At 71.8% G+C, this 16,586-nt stretch carries 12 protein-coding genes; 7 read left to right on the forward strand and 5 right to left on the reverse strand.

All coding sequences use genetic code 11. The annotated features are described in order from the left end of the window. Positions 1-93: 93 nt before the first annotated feature. The gene (locus tag Pka01_RS12600; protein WP_203882888.1) at positions 94-1,308 is read right to left on the reverse strand and encodes a threonine synthase; all 1,215 of its coding nucleotides are present in this window, start codon (positions 1,306-1,308) and stop codon (positions 94-96) included. A gap of 242 nt (positions 1,309-1,550) precedes the next feature. Here Pka01_RS12600 and Pka01_RS12605 point away from each other — a divergent pair, with 242 nt between their 5' ends. From Pka01_RS12605 to Pka01_RS12615, 3 genes are all read left to right on the forward strand, one after another. Beyond that, positions 1,551-4,901 carry a S8 family peptidase gene (locus Pka01_RS12605; RefSeq protein WP_203882889.1) on the forward strand — a complete coding sequence of 1,117 codons (3,351 nt, stop codon included), beginning with the start codon at positions 1,551-1,553 and terminating at the stop codon, positions 4,899-4,901. Positions 4,902-5,063: 162 nt separating this feature from the next. Then, entirely contained in the window at positions 5,064-6,860 is a 1,797-nt protein-coding gene (locus Pka01_RS41455) for a HEAT repeat domain-containing protein (RefSeq protein WP_308442239.1), read from the forward strand. Positions 6,861-6,994: 134 nt separating this feature from the next. Next, positions 6,995-7,966 (forward strand): acyl-CoA desaturase, encoded by a 972-nt coding sequence (locus tag Pka01_RS12615; protein ID WP_203882890.1) that lies wholly within the window; start codon positions 6,995-6,997, stop codon positions 7,964-7,966. A 20-nt stretch (positions 7,967-7,986) separates the two neighbouring features. Here the strand turns inward: Pka01_RS12615 and Pka01_RS41220 are convergent, their stop codons facing one another. Then, entirely contained in the window at positions 7,987-8,112 is a 126-nt protein-coding gene (locus Pka01_RS41220) for a hypothetical protein (protein ID WP_275414450.1), read from the reverse strand. 161 nt (positions 8,113-8,273) lie between these two features. Here Pka01_RS41220 and Pka01_RS12620 point away from each other — a divergent pair, with 161 nt between their 5' ends. Further along, positions 8,274-9,251, forward strand: coding sequence for an aldo/keto reductase (locus Pka01_RS12620; RefSeq protein WP_203882891.1), 978 nt, complete (start codon positions 8,274-8,276; stop codon positions 9,249-9,251). Positions 9,252-9,281: 30 nt separating this feature from the next. On the opposite strand, the gene Pka01_RS12625 is transcribed toward Pka01_RS12620, so the two are convergent. Further along, positions 9,282-10,511: an MFS transporter gene (locus Pka01_RS12625; protein ID WP_203882892.1), complete on the reverse strand. Its 1,230-nt coding sequence runs from the start codon at positions 10,509-10,511 to the stop codon at positions 9,282-9,284. A gap of 169 nt (positions 10,512-10,680) precedes the next feature. Between Pka01_RS12625 and Pka01_RS12630 the strand changes: the two genes are divergently transcribed. Beyond that, a complete protein-coding gene (locus tag Pka01_RS12630) occupies positions 10,681-11,490 on the forward strand; it encodes a site-specific integrase (protein WP_203882893.1) in 810 nt (269 codons plus the stop codon). An 8-nt stretch (positions 11,491-11,498) separates the two neighbouring features. On the opposite strand, the gene Pka01_RS12635 is transcribed toward Pka01_RS12630, so the two are convergent. Beyond that, on the reverse strand, positions 11,499-12,677 hold the full coding sequence (locus Pka01_RS12635; protein ID WP_203882894.1) for an acyltransferase family protein: 1,179 nt from the start codon (positions 12,675-12,677) through the stop codon (positions 11,499-11,501). A gap of 150 nt (positions 12,678-12,827) precedes the next feature. Between Pka01_RS12635 and Pka01_RS12640 the strand changes: the two genes are divergently transcribed. Together Pka01_RS12640 and Pka01_RS12645 are read left to right on the forward strand one after the other, a co-directional pair. Further along, the gene (locus Pka01_RS12640; protein WP_239114946.1) at positions 12,828-14,018 is read left to right on the forward strand and encodes a sensor histidine kinase; all 1,191 of its coding nucleotides are present in this window, start codon (positions 12,828-12,830) and stop codon (positions 14,016-14,018) included. Further along, positions 14,015-14,659, forward strand: a complete 645-nt coding sequence (locus Pka01_RS12645; protein ID WP_275414451.1) for a response regulator — start codon at positions 14,015-14,017, stop codon at positions 14,657-14,659. Before Pka01_RS12640 ends, Pka01_RS12645 begins: the two co-directional genes overlap by 4 nt. Before the next feature lie 11 nt (positions 14,660-14,670). On the opposite strand, the gene Pka01_RS12650 is transcribed toward Pka01_RS12645, so the two are convergent. Continuing rightward, entirely contained in the window at positions 14,671-16,143 is a 1,473-nt protein-coding gene (locus Pka01_RS12650) for a M1 family metallopeptidase (RefSeq protein WP_203882896.1), read from the reverse strand. Between the last annotated feature and the right edge of the window lie 443 nt (positions 16,144-16,586).

The following is a 16,586-nucleotide window of genomic DNA, read 5'->3' on the forward strand; positions in this document are numbered from 1 at the left end:
CGTCACACCGGCGAAGCGCCCGCCGCGGTCGCGCCGAGCGACCGCGGCGGGCGCTTCGCCGGCGCATCGGACGAGGTGGGCGGGGTCGTCCGGTCAGACGAGATGGCCGTCCGCGGCCAGGACCGGCGCGTCCACCGGGACGGTCCCCGGATACTTGATCCCGGCCCCGGTGTTCAGCACTACCACCTGCTCGTCCTGATCGATCCAGCCCGACCGGCGCAGCTTTCGGGCCGCCGCGAAGGCCGCCGCCCCCTCCGGGCAGACGAACGCTCCTTCCGCCGCCGCGACCTCACGCAACTCCGCGAGCAACTCGCCGTCGGTGACCGTGACCGCGGTCCCCGACGTCTCGGCCAGCGCGTCCAGGATGAGGAAGTCGCCGAGCGGCTTGGGCACGTTGATGCCGAACGCCACAGTCTGGGCGCCCTCCCAGTAGCGGCTCTCCCGCTCCCCCTGCTCGAACGCCCGGACGATCGGCGCGCACCCCTCGGCCTGGACGGCGACCAGCCGGGGCGGCGGGCCCGATATCCACCCCAGCTCCCGCAGCTCGCGCAGAGCCTTGTGAATGCCGATCAGGCCCACTCCGCCGCCCGTCGGGTAGAGGATCACGTCGGGCGTCCGCCAGCCGAGCTGCTCGGCGATCTCGAGCATCATGGTCTTCTTGCCCTCGATCCGATAGGGCTCCTTGAGCGTCGAGGCGTCGAAGACCCTGCCCTCCGCGGCCGCCACCACCTCGCCGACGATCCGCCCGGCATCACTGATCAAGCCGTCCACCAGGTGCAGGTCCGCCCCCGAGGCCACGCACTCCCGCCGGGTGATCTCCGGCGCGTCCACGGGCATGACGATGGTGGTCGCCAGTCCCGCCCTGGCGCCGTAGAGGGCCCAGGCGGCGCCGGCGTTGCCGTTGGTCGGCATGGCGAGCCGCTCGACCCCCAGCTCGGCCGCCCGCGACACCCCGACCGCCGCGCCGCGGGCCTTGAACGACCCGGTGGGGATCAGCCCCTCGTCCTTCATCAGCAGCCGCGGCAGGCCGATCCGCTCGCCGTACCGCGCCATCGGCGCCAACGGCGTCATCCCCTCGCCGAGGGTGGTCACCGCCTGCGGGCTCCTGACGGGGAGCAGTTCGTGGTAGCGCCACAGGTCGGGGGAACGGCGGGCGAAATCGTCCGGGGACACCGAGGCGCGGACGGCCGCCAGGTCGTACCGGGCGAGCAGCGGCGACCCGCATGCGGTGCACAGGTTCTGCGGGCGCTCGCTTTCGTGCTCGGTACCGCACCGGCCGCATTCAAGGTGAGACAAGTGGCTGAACACCGCTAACTACTCCTTTACACCTGTTTGTAGACGAAAATACCCATACTTCCCCTTGTCGCTCCGGCCGGGCCGTGCCGAGGCCCGCCCGCCGGAGCCGGACGCCCGCCCATCAAGGCGATCCAGCGTCCGCGATCAACACTGTTTCCTAGCCGAAATCAGCCTGATATAGGAGTAAATGGACATTACAAATATCTTGCTCCCGGCCGCGTACACGCGGTCAAGTAACCGAAGTAGGGAGCGAGATGCTCAAGCGAACGCGGTGGGCGCTACTGGCGCTCACCGTCACGGCCACGGTGCTGAACTCCGTGCCAGGCCACCCGGCGGCGGCACACCCCGCCGCCGGAGCCCCCGACGGCGGGAAGACGTACACCGTCACCCTCCTGACGGGTGACGAGGTGACCGTCGTGACCACCGGCTCCGGCTGTCCCAAGGTCACCGTCCGGCCAGCCGACCCGAGCGAGGTGGTCAGGAAGAGCTGCGGCCCCGACGGGCACGCCCGGGTCGTCCCCGCGCGCGTCGCGGCACAGGTCGGCTCGGTCCTCGACCCGGCGCTCTTCGACGTCACCGCGCTGATCCACGACGGATACGACGACGCCAGGACCGCGGAGCTTCCGGTGATCGTGCGGCCCGCGGCGAACGCGCGCGTCGCGGCTCTCGGCGGCGTACGGCCCCTGCCGAGCATCGGCGCGGTGGCCGGGCACATCCCCAAGAAGGGCGGGGCCACCGCCAAACTGGCCGGAAGCCCCCTCCTCGCGGGCGCCGCGAAGGTCTGGCTCGACCGCAAGGTCGCGGCCACCACGCTCGGCACCACCACGCTCGGCACCACCACGCTCGGCACCGCCAAGCTCGACCGCAATCTGAGCCAGGTCGCAGCGCCGCAGGCCTGGAACTCCGGCTACACCGGCAAGGGCACGCGCGTCGCCGTCCTCGACACCGGCGCCGACTTCACCCACCCGGACCTGGCCGGCCGGGTCGTCGACCGGGCCGACTTCACCGTCGACGGCGGCGACGCCGTGGACCACAAGGGTCACGGCACCCACGTCGCGGCGACCATCGCCGGCTCCGGAGCCGCCTCGCACGGCGAGCGCCGCGGCGTCGCGCCGGACGCCCGCCTGCTCGTCGGCAAGGTCCTCGACGACGACGGATTCGGCACGGACTCGCAGATCATCGCCGGCATGGAGTGGGCCGCCTCCCGGGCCGACGTGGTCAACATGAGCCTCGGCGGCACGGATCCGAGCGACGGAACCGACCCGCTCTCCCTCGCCGTCGACGCGCTGACCGAGCAGACCGGCGCACTCTTCGTCATCGCGGCCGGCAACACCGGCGGCGCGGTGAGCTCACCCGGCGCGGCCGCGGGCGCGTTGACCGTCGGCGCCGTCGACGGCGCCGACCGGCTGGCGGACTTCTCCAGCCGCGGCCCGCTGATGAACACGCGGGCGGCCAAGCCGGAACTCGTCGCCCCTGGCGTCGACGTCGTCGCGGCCCGCGCGGCCGGCACGACGCTCGGCCCGCCCGTCGACGCCCACTACGTCTCCTCCTCCGGCACCTCGATGGCCACCCCGCACGTCGCGGGCGCCGCGGCCCTCCTCGCCCAGCGGCACCCCGATTGGAAGGCGGACCGGCTCAAGGCCGCGCTCGTCGGCGCCGCCGACCCGCTGCCCGCCGCGGACCCGTACGCCGTCGGATCGGGCCGGCTCAACGCGGCCCGGGCGCTGTCCGGTCCGGTCAGCGACCAGCCGGTGGTCGCCCTCGGCACGTTCCGCCATCCCCAGGCGGGAACCGCCGAGACGGAGCTCGGCTGGACCGGCGACCCGGGCCCGGAGTCCGTCACCCTCGACCTCGGCGTCACCGTCTCCGACCACGCCGGCAGGTCCGGACCGCGCGGCGCCGCGTCGTTGTCCACGAACCGGGTGCGGCTGAGCCGCGGCGTGCCCGGCGGCGCGACCCTGCGGATCGACCGCTCGGCGTTCGCGGGCGCGCCCGGCCTGTACACCGCCACCGTCACCGCCCGCACCTCCGGCGGGAAGCTCGTGGCGAGCACCCCGGTGACCTTCTACGTCGAGCCGCCCAGCTACGACCTGACCGTCAACACGGTCGACATGCCGGACATGTCGCCCACGTCATCGGACTGGGTCAACGTGCTGGTGACCAACCTCGACGACCCGATCGTCTACGGCGGCGGCGCGTTCCTCTCCCCCGGCGAGACCGCCACGCTGCGGGTCCCGGCCGGCCGGTACGCCGTGACCGGCGCCTATTCCGCGTACGACCCCGAGACCAGCGAGCAGTGGGGGACCTTCGTCGGCGACACCGACGTCACCATCGCCGCCGACCGGACCATGACGCTGGATCCCGCGCAGGCGAAGCGGGTGACGGCGTCGGTCGACGGCGTCACCACCAGGACCACCAGCGCCGACTTCACCTACCTGCAGACCTCGCGTAACGGCCTGACCTGGTTCGACGTCGTCTCCGGCTGGGGCGAGAAGGCGACTCTTTCCGTGGGATCGCTTCTGCGTCCCGGGATCGGGAGCATCCGCGCCTACACGGCGTTCAGCCTGGAGTCGCCGGAGAACACCGCCGCCCCGTACCACTACGACCTGATCCGGCAGTTCGGCGACGGCGTCCCGGCCGATCCCGCGTACCGGGTGAGCAGGGCCGAGCAGGCCAGGCTCGCGCGGATCGACCAGCGGTTCAGCCAGATGGACTCGCCTGGGATGGTCACCTCGCTGCGGCGCTACGGTTACACCCCCGACGGGTGGTACCTGACCCAGAACCGCACCTACGACCTGCCGGTGGCGCGCACCGACTACGTCTCCCCCGGGTTCCTGTGGCAGGACGAGGGGATCTACGGCGGCCTCCTCGCCCAGGAGGGCGCGCGCAGTTACCCGCCCGGCAGCCGGCAGGCCAAGGTCTGGGCGCGGCAGCCGCTGCACTCCGACTGGTACGACGACCCGGCCGGCGCCGAATTCGGCTGCGCCTCGCCCCCTTCACGGACGCGTGGCAACCTGCACGTGGATCTGGTCATGCTCACCGACCGGCACCAGCGGGCCGACTGTCTCGCGGGCGGCACCATCGGCGTCACCCGCAAGCTGTCGCTCTACCGGGACGGCAAGCTCGCCGGCGAACAGGCCGCCTCGCGCGCCAACTTCACCGTGCCGGAGAAGGCGGCGGACTACCGGCTGACCCTGGACGTCGAGACCGGTCTCGTACTGCCGATCTCGACCCGGGTCACCACCTCGTGGACGTTCCGGTCGGCCGGCCCGAGCGGCACGGGAAGCATCCCGCTGCCGCTGCTGTCGGTCGGCTACGCGTTGCCGCTGGACGCCGCGAACCACCCGGCGGGCGGGCAGGCGGCGTTCGACGTCCGGCAGGCGGCGGGCGTGCCGGCCCAGCGGATCACCTCCTTCCAGGTGTGGAGCTCGACCGACGACGGAGCCACCTGGCGCCCGGCCCGAGTAAACGCCGACGGAGCCGGCTACCGGGCCGATCTGCCGGCGGCCGCGGCCGGGCAGGCGGTCTCTCTGCGGGTGAAGGCCGCCGCCGGCGGTGGCAGCGGCATCGATCAGACGATCATCCGGGCCTACCACGCCGGCTGACGTCCACCGCGATGGCGCGGTCCGAGGCCGGGCCGCGCCATCCCGCCGGAACCGGTCTCCTCGGAACCGGCCCTCAGCACCGCGGTGACGTCTCGCCCCCCGTCTGGGGGGTCAGGAAATTCAGTGGTCGGAGGACCGGCAGGATCGCCAGACTCTGGTCTCGTGACCGATGAGCAGAGCGGCGGGCGGGCCACCGTGAGGTTGTGGCACCCGGTGGGGCCGGCGGAGTTGTCGTCACTCCGTGCGTCGGGGTGGCGGGCCTGGCCGCCTCGGCTGCCCGATCAGCCGATCTTCTCCCCGGTGCTGAACGAGGCACATGCGACGAAGACCGCTCGTGACCAGAACGTGCCGGAGTCCGGAGCCGGTTTTGTCACGCGTTTCGAGCTCGATGCGGACTTCGCCCGCCGCTATCGGGTGCGGCAGGCGGACGGGCGGACCGTCGTGGAGTTGCGGGTCCCGGCAGAGGAGCTGGCGGAGTTCAACGCTCATCTGGCTGGGAGGATCCACGTGGTCCGCGAGTTCCACGCTCCCGGCCACGGCCGGCTGGCGACGCGGGTCGCCGCGGCCGCCGACGGCAGAGGACCGGCGGACGAGGTTCTGGCGATGTTGTCGGTCGCCGGGGCGCAGACCTGGATCGGGCTCGACCGGGCGCTGCGCACGCCCGCGGTCATGTACGGCGGAGATGCGACGAACACGTGGCTTCGGGGGGTCAAGCGGCTGTCGTCACTCGTGGCGGGATGTTCCTGGGACGGGCGCCGAAGGGAGTCGGCGGTCGCGGGCCTGGCCATGTGTGCCGACGGGTTGCCGCTGCCCGTCCTTGTGCTGCGGACCGCCGACTGGGCGCCTCAGGTACGTGAGCGCGCACGCAGGTCGTTGACCGCCGCGTTGACGTCGGCGGACACTTCGGCGTTGCTGACGGCGGCGGGCGTCGCCGTGGCGATCGGATCGTGGGCGCGTGGTGACCATGCCGTGGAGGCCGTCACGGAAGCACTGCGTACGGCCTCAGACGACGTGCTGGCGTCGGCCCGCAGGCACCGGGACACAGGGGTGCGGCGTCTGGCATACCGATTGTGGCTGGAGTCGGGCCGTTCCCGGCACGAGGAGGTCACGCGCGCCGCCCTGAGCGAACAAGACGGGGTGTGCCGGCTCCTGTGCGCGGACTGGCTCGTCGCCCACGCCGTCCGAGACCGGCGCGTCGACGTGCTGGAAGGGTTGCTGAGAGAGGGAAGCGCGAAGGTCGGGATCGAGGCGCTCACCGCACTGGTGCAGCTCGGTCACCCTGAAAACGGTGTCGCTCATCTTGCGGATCGATCGGCGATGATGCGCGCCACCGCCCAGTGGGCGGTCCGGCGCGCGGACCTCAGCCCTGCCGCGATCTACCGGGACGCCCTGGCCGCGGAGTCGCCGGTGGGCCCCGCTCGCGCGTTGGTGGCCGGCCTCGGCGAATGTGGCACGCGTCAGGATGTCGAGGTGATCCTGCCTTTCCTGGAGCACCCGAGTTCCAGGGTGCGGGCGGAAGCCGTACGCGCCGTCCGCCGCCTGGGTGGGCCCCTCACCCGGATCACCGGAATGCTCGCCGATCCTGCCCCGGTGGTCGTCCGTGCGGTCAAGCAGGCACTGCGCGGCGCACCTGACGTGGTGCCGGCCGCACGGCTGTGGGAACTGCTGGCCGCCGGTTCACCGCCGCATGTTCGGCTGGGGGCCTATGAGCAACTTCTGGCGACAGACACCTGGACCCGCCTGCACGTCGACCTTCACCTCCTGGCCGGCCGTGACGAGGAACTCGGCCGCCGAGCACACGCCGATCTGATCGACTGGACACGCCGCGGCGCCGTGACCGCCTACCGCACGCCGACCGAGGAGACGGCGCTGCGACTCGCCCGGCTGATCGACGCGACCGAGCCGCTGATCGGCTCCCAGCAGGCCCGTCAGCTGCGCTGGATCCTCGGCATCGGCTGATCGCGCCCGTCCGTCTGGAGATCCGTTGTACGACGCGTTCATGTGCTGACCCACTACGGTTCGTCAGACAGCGCAGTGCCGGACGCTCCGGCGGGCTACGGTCTGCTTGACCACTGCGGAGCAAAGGTGACCTGATGGCCGATGTCGTTGCCCAGCCCATGTCAGCAGAGGGGACCGTGCCCGGCCCGAAACCGCTCCTCGACGGCAGGCGTCCGCTCCCGGCACATGTGGCGGTCTACGCTTTCGTCGCGGTGCCGCTGCTGGCGGTCGTGGTGGCCGTGCCGGTCGCCTGGGGATGGGGACTCGGCTGGGTCGACGTCATCCTCGCCGCGTTCTTCTACACGGTGACGTGCCTCGGCGTGACGGTCGGCTTCCACCGCTACTTCACCCATGGCGCCTTCAAGGCCCCCCGCGGCGTCCGGGTCGCGCTGGCAGTGGTCGGCAGCATGGCGGTGCAGGGCCCGATCCTGCACTGGGTCGCCGACCACCGCCGCCACCACGCCTTCTCCGACAAGGAGGGCGACCCGCACTCACCATGGCTGTTCGGCACCTCCCCGGCAGCGTTGGCGCGCGGCTTCTGGCACGCCCACCTGGGCTGGGTGCTCGACCGTGACCTGACCAACCAGCGGCGGTTCATCCCCGACCTGCTGGACGACCGGGACATCCGCCTGGTCCACCGGCTGTTCGGCCCGTTGACCGCCGCCACGATGATCCTTCCGGCCGTCCTCGGCGGCCTGCTCACCTGGACGTGGTGGGGGGCGGTGACCGCCTTCTTCTGGGCCGGTCTGGTCAGAATCGCCTTGCTCCACCACGTCACCTGGTCGGTCAACTCGATCTGCCACATGATCGGCGACCGGCCGTTCACGACGCGGGACAAGTCGGCGAACTTCTGGCCGCTGGCGATCCTGAGCATGGGCGAGTCGTGGCACAACCTGCACCACGCCGACCCGACGTGTGCCCGGCACGGTGTGCGGCCCGGCCAGATCGACGTTTCGGCCCGGCTCATCTGGGTCCTGGAGAAGCTCGGCCTCGTCCACGACGTGCGGTGGCCGACGCCGGCTCGGCTGGCCCGCCTCTCACGCGTGGAGCACGCGCGAGACGCATGATTTCGGAGCGGCTTCGCTCCTCAGTCGTCGTAGTCGGCGCGCGGCTGAACGATCCCGGGGCCGCCGGCGTGCGGTGTGGGCACGTGGTCCTCCGGAGGAGTAGGCAGGGCTGCGACGCAGGCCGGTGAGGCGGCCTCGTCCTCCATGGACGCACGGTAGCGCGATCATCCGCTTCCCGATCAAGGTATGGCCTCGCGGAGGGACGGGACCCGGTGCCCTCGATCTCCATGAGCCGCTCCTATCCTGCTCGGGCAGATCTACTCGGGCAGGTGTGCTCGGGCAGGCCGTCGAAAGGGGAGCCGCACTCATGGAACACACGCGTCTGGGAACCTCCGGTCTCGAGGTCTCGAAGGTGGTGCTGGGGTGCATGAGCTTCGGCGATCCGAATCGCGGCACCCATGCCTGGTCGCTCGACCTCGATCAGGCCAGGCCGTTCATCCGCCAGGCGATCGAGGCGGGAATCACCACCTTCGACACCGCCAACGTCTATTCGGCCGGGACCAGCGAGGAGATCACCGGGAGGCTCCTCGGCGAGTTCGCCAGGCGTGACGAGGTGGTCATCGCCACGAAGGTCCACGGCCGGATGGGTCCCGGGCCGAAGGGCGGCGGCCTGTCCCGGGCCGCGATCCTCACCCAGGTCGACGAGAGCCTGCGGCGGCTGAACACGGACTACATCGACCTCTACCAGATCCACCGCCGCGACCCGGCCGTGCCGATCGAGGAGACGATGGAGGCGCTCCACGATCTCGTCCGGGCGGGAAAGGTCCGCTACATCGGCGCCTCGTCCATGTGGGCCTGGCAGTTCGCCCAGGCGCAGTACACCGCCGACCTCAACGGCTGGACCCGCTTCGTGTCGATGCAGGACCAGTACAACCTGATCATGCGGGAGGAGGAGCGGGAGATGCTTCCGTTCTGCCTCGACCAGGGCGTCGGGGTGCTGCCGTGGAGCCCGCTGGCGCGCGGGCGCCTCACCCGCGACTGGGACGCCACGACCCGGCGGAGCGAGAACGACGCGTTCGGCGGCAGGCTCTACCGTCAGGCGGAGGAGTCCGACCGGAGGATCGCCGAGACGGTCGGCGCCATCGCCGGGGAGCGGGGGGTTCCCCGCGCCCAGGTCGCCCTCGCCTGGCTGCACCACCAGCCGGCGGTCACCGCGCCGATCGTCGGCGTGACGAAGATCGAGCACCTGACCGACGCGATCGCCTCGGTCGACCTTCGGCTCGACGCCGGCGAACTCGAGCGGCTCGAGGAGCACTACGTCCCCCACGCGCCCGAGGGCTTCTGACAGTCCGGGACGACGGGTGCGGGCCCGACCTCACCCGAGCCTGCGCACTGCCGGTACGACGAGCACGGCCAGGCCGGTGGTGATCTGCCAGATCGCCCCGAATCCCAGCACGGCCGTGGTCCCGGCCAGGGCGGCCACCGGTCCGGCCAGGGCCAGGCCGAGCGGCCCGAGGGCGAACGCCCCCACGGTGGTGAGGGAGGTGATCCGGGCCATGACCTCGGCCGGCAGGTGCCGCTGGTTGGTGGTCGCGTAGAGCATCCCGCAGACCGCCGAGCCGATCCCGGCCACGAACGCGGCCCCGGACACCGGCAGCACCGGGAGGCCCGCGGCGATGGCGCCCGAGGGCAGGGCCCAGCCCGCCGTGGCGACCGTCGCGACGACGAGGGGCCGGCGCGGGGTGCGGCGGCCCAGCGATCCCAGGCCGCCCACGACCGCGCCCGAGCCGTAGAACGCCATGATCACCCCCCAGTCGCGGGCACCGCCGAGACGCTCGTGCGCCACGACCGGTCCGAGCACGAGGAAGGGCGCCCATACGAGCAGGTTGAACAGCGTGAACTGCAACGTCGTCACCCACAGCCAGGTCCTCGACCGAAACTGCGCCCAGCCTTCGAGCAAGGACGCCGCCCCTCCCCCGGTGCCCGCCGCCCGCGAGGGCCGCTCCTGGACGCGCAGGGCGAGGAGGGCGACGGCGCTGACCACATACGTGAGCGCGTCGACCGCGACGACCACGCCGGAGCCGGCCGTCGCCACGGCGAGCCCGGCGAGCGCCGGCCCCGCGACGGACGCCAGCGACCCGGCCATGCCGGCCAGCGCGTTGGCGTCACGCAGCTTGCCTTCGTACGGCTCGCCCGAGGCCGCGATCTCCGGGATGAGCGCACCGCGCGCGGGGGCGTAGAACGACTCGCCCGCTCCCCACATCGCGAGCAGCACCACGAACGTCCAGACCGCGGGCCGTCCCGTCAGCAGCGACACGGCCAGCACGGCCTGCACGGCGCAGCGCAGCACGTCGGCGGCGACCATGACCCGGCGGGGCCCGAACCGGTCGGCGACCGCGCCGCCCACGAGCATCAGGACCACCATGGGGACGATCCGCGCCGCCATCACGTAGCCGAGGTCGGCCTCGGTCCCTCCTCCGTCGAGGACGGCGAAGGTCACCGCGACCGTCGCCATCGACGATCCCAGCAACGACGCCGACTCCCCGATGAAGAACAGCCTCAGGTCGTGATGTGCCAGTGCGGCCAGCCGTCGTGTCCTCGCCATGCCTCCTCACCCTGCGGGGTCACGGGCGGTCCTTCAAGATTTCGGCTCAACAAGGTTGAGTCCCTTTACTGCATAGCGACGAGAGTGGCCGGACAGCCGCTGGGAGCTGCCGGGTTAGACTCCACATGCGCACCTGCGATCCGGTCATTTACTGCGGAAGGGGCAATGGATGACGTCGCCCCCGGCTCCCGTCGAATACGCGGTGGCGGTCGAGCACTACCTCGCCGCGCTGCGCCTGAGTGCGGCGTCCCGCCGCGTCTATCGGATCGCCCTGGCCACGTGGGCGTGGGCGCTCGTCGCGCGGACGCCGCCGGACGGGAGGGCACGCCGGGGCGCCGCCGCGCCGATCGTGCCGATGGCCCTGCTCGACGCCTCCGGCGCCGCGGGGCGGCTGGAAGACGCCCTCGCACGGCGGGCCGCCACGGCCGACCCGCGCACCGTCAGCAGGGAGTTGTCCATCCTGCGCGGGGCGATCTCCTGGTGGCGGATGCGGGGCTGGATCGACGCGGATCCACTGGACGGGCTGCGCCCGCCCGCAACGCCGTCGTCCGCGCCCTCCACGCTGACGCCGGCGCAGGTGACGGAGATCTTCGCCCTCCCGGCCCCGCTCCGCGAGCAGACCTGCTGGCGCCTGCTGTACGAGACGACGGCCCCCATCGAGCGCGTGCTCGCGCTGAACGCCGACGACCTCGACCTGATCAGACGACGGGTGCGCGGAGAGCCGGGCATCCGCTGGCGAGCCGGTTCGAGCCGCCTGCTCCCCCTGCTGCTGGCCGGCCGTACGGCGGGGCCGGTGTTCCTGACGAGCAGGCAGGCGGCGGCGGGCACGGCGGCCCGCGACCGCTGCCCGGTCACCGGGCGGGGGCGGCTGTCCTACCGCCAGGCGGCCGAGCTCTTCGCCGCGGCCACCAGGCATCTCGACCCGGCGGGACGTGGCTGGACCCTTCGGCGGCTCAGGGCCGCCGGCGCGTCGGCGTAGCCGGACGTTCAGGTCCGCCCGGGAGCGGCCCGCCGCCGCGGCCCGGGAAGCTCGAACAACCACCTCGCGCGTGCCGCCAGGAGGCCGCGGTGGATCGCCAGGCTCAGGCCGATCACCACGGTGGTCAGCAGGATCGGGTATCCCGCGACCGCGAGCGCCTGGCCGTCCCCGCCCAGCCCGGACATCGGGCCGACGAGGAACCGGTGCAGCAGGGCGAGCAGCGGCATGTGGATGACGTAGATCGGCAGCGTCCGGCGGCCGAGGGCGGCGAGCGCGTCGCCCACGGCACGCCACCGGCTCACCCGGGCGGCGGCGGTGACGCCGAAGGCCACCGCCGCGACGGACACCGCCGGCCACACCCCCACCCAGCGCTGGGCGCCGGCCACGGCCATGGCCGTCAGCGCCGCGGCGTACACGACGAAGGTCAGGGCGAGACGGCGGTTCGTCGCCGTCGCCGCCCACCGCTCGACGTGGGGCTTGAGGTACAGGCCACCGAGGAAGAACACCAGGTTCTGGTAGAAGCCGCCGCGGTCGCCCGGGGTGGCGAGCACGCCGGCGGCGGTGATGACGGACAGGGCCGCGGCGGCGGCGAGGACCACGGGCCGCGGCACCCGTCGCACGGCCTTGGCGAACGCGAAATAGAGCGCGAGGGCGTACAGGTACCAGAGGTTGGACGGGGTGATGGTGAGCTGCTCCACCAGTTCGGAAACGGAACCGGCGCGGGCGGTGAGGAAGTCCGGGACCGCCGCCAAGATCGCGGTATGGATGAGCAGCCAGACGGCGTACAGGTAGAGGAACTTCGCGATCCTGGACCTGCCCAGCACCCGCCACGGGCGGTTCACCGCGTTCGCGGCGAACACCCCGGAGATCGTGAAGAACAGCGGCATCCGCAGCGGCAGGAGCTGCTCGCCCAGCGTTCCCCACGCACTGGGGACGGGCAGGCCGACATGCCAGCGGATCTGCAGGTAGTCCTTGACGATGACGTGCCACAACACCACGAGGATGATGCACGCGCCCTTGGCGGCGTCCGCCCACTGCGCCCGCTGCCGGGGCGCGGCGGCGCCGGGCGAGGTCCGGGCGTTCCCTGCCTCCTCCACGCCGGGCGACCGGTCCCCGCCGGTCGGTGACCCCGCGAGGGCCGGCGGGCCGCCGGCGTTCCGGGCGGCGGTGCTGCCCTGCGTTCCCATCGATCCTCCAGCGGCTGCTCATCGAGACTGGAGAAGCGTCGCCGCAGGGCGTGGGACGGCACATCGGCCCACGGCGGGGTTCAATTCGGCGCCGACTATGACTTTCGACCGATATGGGATGTTCGCGCGCTGACTACTCTGGTCCCGGTGATGACTCCGCAGGTCCGGCACGGCTGGCGGCGCCTGGGCCAGGTGACCGGGCTCATGGTGATGGCGGTGCTCGGGATCATCGACCTCCGCTTCGGCATGCTCCAGCTGTATGACGACGCCGGCCGTCTGCTGTCCCTGATACGGGTGGGGCTGGCGGTCGTCACCGTGCTGGTCTGGCTGCCCGCGCACCCGCAGGGGTCCCGGCGCCTGCCGACGCTGGCTCTGCTGGTCGCCGCGGCGTCGATCGTCGTCACCGGAGCCACGATGGCCGTCGGGTTCGGCGCGACGGGGGTCTGGGGCTTCGCCGAGACCTGCGGCCTGTTCGCGAGCCTCTACGTGGTGGCACGCCGGGCGGCCCCCAGGCCGGCTGTGGGCGCGGTTCTGGCCCTGGGGCTCGCCCTCATAGTGCTGCCGTCGCGCGGTGTCACCGACGACTCGTACCTCATAGCCGCGCTCCTCCTCTCGCTCGGCGCGGCCGGCGCGACCGCCGGCGGGGCCTACATGCGGTACCTGGACCACGGGCGGGAGCGGGCTCTCGCCGCGGTCCGGGCCGAGCAGCGCGCCGAGTTCGCCAGGGAACTGCACGACTTCATCGCCCACCACGTCACCGGGATCGTGGTCCAGGCGCAGGGCGCGCGGTTCATCGCCGAGCAGGACCCGCGGCGGGTGATCCTCGCCCTGGAGCAGATCGAGCAGGCGGGCGCGGAGACGATGAACTCGATGCGGCGGATGGTGGGCGTGCTCCGCGACCCGGACGCCGCGCCGGACGCGCCGTTGGCGCCGCTGGCCGGACTGGCGGATCTCGACTCGCTGCTGGCGGGCTTCAACGGTTCCGGCGCGCCGGCGGCCCGGCTGCACGTCGACGGAGACCTCAACGTGGTCCCCGTCGAGGTCTCCACCACGGCCTATCGGGTGGTGATGGAGGCGTTGACGAACACCCGCAGGCACGCGGACGGCGCCCGGTCGGTGGACGTGCAGGTCTTCCGCGGCCCGGAGTGGCTCTTCGTCCGGGTGACCGACGACGGCGCCGCCCCGCGCGCGGCCGCGCCTCGTGGGCAACAGCGGTACGGTCTCATCGGCCTGACCGAACGGGTCCGGACGCTCGGCGGCCGGATCTCCGCCGGGCCCGGCGCCGCCGGCGGCTGGGTGGTCGACGCGGCGCTGCCGCTCAATCAGGGGGTGGCGCGGTGATTCGCGTGATAGTCGCCGACGATCAGGCCATGGTCCGGACCGGTTTCGGCATGATCATCGACAGTCAGCCGGACATGGAGATGGTCGGCGAGGCGGCGGACGGCATGGCCGCGGTCGCCCTGGCCAGGCGACTGCGGCCAGACGTGGCGCTGCTGGACATCCGGATGCCCCGGATGGACGGCCTGGAGGCGCTGCGGCTGCTGGCGGGCAAGGGCGTCACCGACCCGATCAAGGTGGTCGTGGTGACCACCTTCGATCTGGACGAATACGTGCACACGGCGCTGAGCACCGGCGCGTGCGGGTTCCTGCTCAAGGACTCCGGGCCGTCGCTGCTCGTGGAGGCGGTCCGGGCCGCGGTGTCCGGCGACGCCCTGATCAGCCCGTCGATCACGGTACGGCTGCTGCGGCACCTCAGTCCCCCCGTCCCGGCGCACAACGACTCGGGCCTGTCGCCCCGCGAGCTCGACGTGGTGAAGCTGGCCGCCCGCGGCCTCACCAACGCCGAGATCGCCGAGCGCCTGTTCATCGCCGTCGGCACCGTCAAGACGCATCTGGGCAGCGTCCACATGAAGCTGGGCACGCGCAACCGGGTGGAGATCGCGGCGTGGGCGTGGGAACACCGCCTGGTCAACGAGCTCTAGGGAGACAGGACCTAGCGCCGACGGTCCTTCAGGGACTTCGGCGGGGTGGTCGGCGAGTCCAGCCAGGCGTCGATGAACGCGGTGAAGTCCTGGCCGGTCTGCTCGTTGACGAAGGCGGTGAAGGAGGCCCGGGTCTGCTGGGTGTTCCTGTGGTCCTGCGCCCAGTCGCGGGCGAGCGCGAAGAACTTCTTGTCGCCGATCACGCTCTGCAACTGACGGAGCATCGCCGCCCCGCAGATGTACACGTTGCTCATGGCGAACTCCGACGGCCTGGGGTGACCGGGCGGGCCGAACTCCTTGCGCAGGGCCGAGTCGGACTGCCGCAACCAGGCGTCCAGGGCGGCGTCCGTCGCGTGAGCCGTCTCCTTCTGATAGACCAGCTGGGCGTACTGCGCCCAGGCCTCGTTGAGCCACAGATCCCGCCAGTCGGCCGGGGTGACGGCGTCGCCGAACCACTGGTGGGCGTACTCGTGCACGACGTCCAGCTCGAACTGGTCCGCACCGTATGAGAACACGGCGGACCCCAGGGTGATCATCTGCTGGGTCTCCATCCCCGATTCGGAGTCCACCATGACGACGCCGCCGCTGGGGAAAGGATAGGGGCCGAACTTCTTCTCCAGCCAGGCCAGGTACTTCGGGGACTGCTTCAGGACGGGGAGGGCGCCCTTGTCGCCCGGCCGGTACCAGTAGGTCAGCGGCAGCCCGTGCGGGCCTTTCCCGGCGGCCTTCTTGTACTTCCCTACGGCGAGCGTCGTCAGGTAGGAGGCCACGGGATCGGTGCTCTGGTAGCGGAAGGTGTCGCCGTCCTGCCCCATGGGGGTGCCGCTCGCGATGCCGGACCAGCCCTTCGGCACCGTCACGGCGATGTCGTAGAGCGCCTCGTCGGACGGCTGGTCGTTCGCCGGATACCAGGTGAAGGCGCCGTACGGCTCCTGCATCGTCCACAGGCCGCCGTCCTTGCCGACGGTGAGCCCGAGCGGCGCGGAGTCGCTGCGCTTGGACGGCATCGGGGTGGTCGTGGGCCTGCCGTGATAGGCCACGACGAGGGTGAACGGACTGTCCGCGGTGACGGGGGTGGCGACGGTGAGCTTCTCCTTGGCCACCTTGCCGGTCGCGGGGGCGCCGTCGACCGTCAGCGAGTCGATGTCGTAGGGCTTGAAGTCGAGGCTGAAGGACGCCGCGTCCTTCGTCGGCCGGACCTGGAGGGTCGCCGTGCCGGTCAGCACACGCGTGGACGGCGACCAGTCGAGCGCCAGGTCGTAGTGGAGCACGTCAAGGGCGTCGGTGCCCCGCTCCGGGTAGATCGGGTCGGCGACGGGCGTCGAGCGTCCGGCCTGCCAGGCCGCGTACGCGTCCCCGGTCGGCGTCGGCGTCGCTGACGCGCTGACAGGTGAGGCGGGTGAGGTGGGGGTAAAAGGTTCGGCCGTGCAGCCGGTCATGAGCAATGCCGGCACGAGAACGGCGTAAAGGAGAGGGCGATTCACGGACGAAACCGTATAGGCCACGGCAAAAAGTCCGATACGCATTAAATACCCAGGCCGGAATGCGGCGGAAAAAGGGCCGCGCCGACGATCACCGCCCGGGGACCTCGAGACGTCCGTCCCGTGGGGCGAATCCTCGCCAGGCGCGGGCGACCGGCGCACCGCCGCGGGAAATGGCCTCTATGCGTTCGCCGCACGCGAGGTGTTTCCATCGTTCAGACCCATCGGTGGAAGTGAGCCTCCTCACGCACTCCCCGCATGGCTATTTATCCCTTTCTGGGGTTAATGTCGGAATTGGACCTACTCGGGGGAACCAACCAAAGGGAGGGATCGATGAGCCTAAACAAGATCTTCCCGACGAACCTCAGCATGTCCGAGGACAGCTGGGGCTGTTGCAGGAGACGTCGGCGCAGGCGCTGGCGTCGCTGGCGTCGTAGGCGCTGGTG

Origin of the sequence: Planotetraspora kaengkrachanensis (assembly GCF_016862895.1) — a bacterium.
Taxonomy (GTDB): domain Bacteria; phylum Actinomycetota; class Actinomycetes; order Streptosporangiales; family Streptosporangiaceae; genus Planotetraspora; species Planotetraspora kaengkrachanensis.

Bases quoted from the DNA above. Each gene is read 5' to 3' on its own strand.
- Pka01_RS12620 (WP_203882891.1), top strand. From the start codon at position 8,274: ATGGAACACACGCGTCTGGGAACCTCCGGTCTCGAGGTCTCGAAGGTG.
- Pka01_RS12605 (WP_203882889.1), top strand. From the start codon at position 1,551: ATGCTCAAGCGAACGCGGTGGGCGCTACTGGCGCTCACCGTCACGGCC.
- Pka01_RS12625 (WP_203882892.1), bottom strand. From the start codon at position 10,511: ATGGCGAGGACACGACGGCTGGCCGCACTGGCACATCACGACCTGAGG.
- Pka01_RS12615 (WP_203882890.1), top strand. From the start codon at position 6,995: ATGGCCGATGTCGTTGCCCAGCCCATGTCAGCAGAGGGGACCGTGCCC.
- Pka01_RS41220 (WP_275414450.1), bottom strand. From the start codon at position 8,112: ATGGAGGACGAGGCCGCCTCACCGGCCTGCGTCGCAGCCCTGCCTACT.
- Pka01_RS12640 (WP_239114946.1), top strand. From the start codon at position 12,828: ATGACTCCGCAGGTCCGGCACGGCTGGCGGCGCCTGGGCCAGGTGACC.
- Pka01_RS12630 (WP_203882893.1), top strand. From the start codon at position 10,681: ATGACGTCGCCCCCGGCTCCCGTCGAATACGCGGTGGCGGTCGAGCAC.
- Pka01_RS12635 (WP_203882894.1), bottom strand. From the start codon at position 12,677: ATGGGAACGCAGGGCAGCACCGCCGCCCGGAACGCCGGCGGCCCGCCG.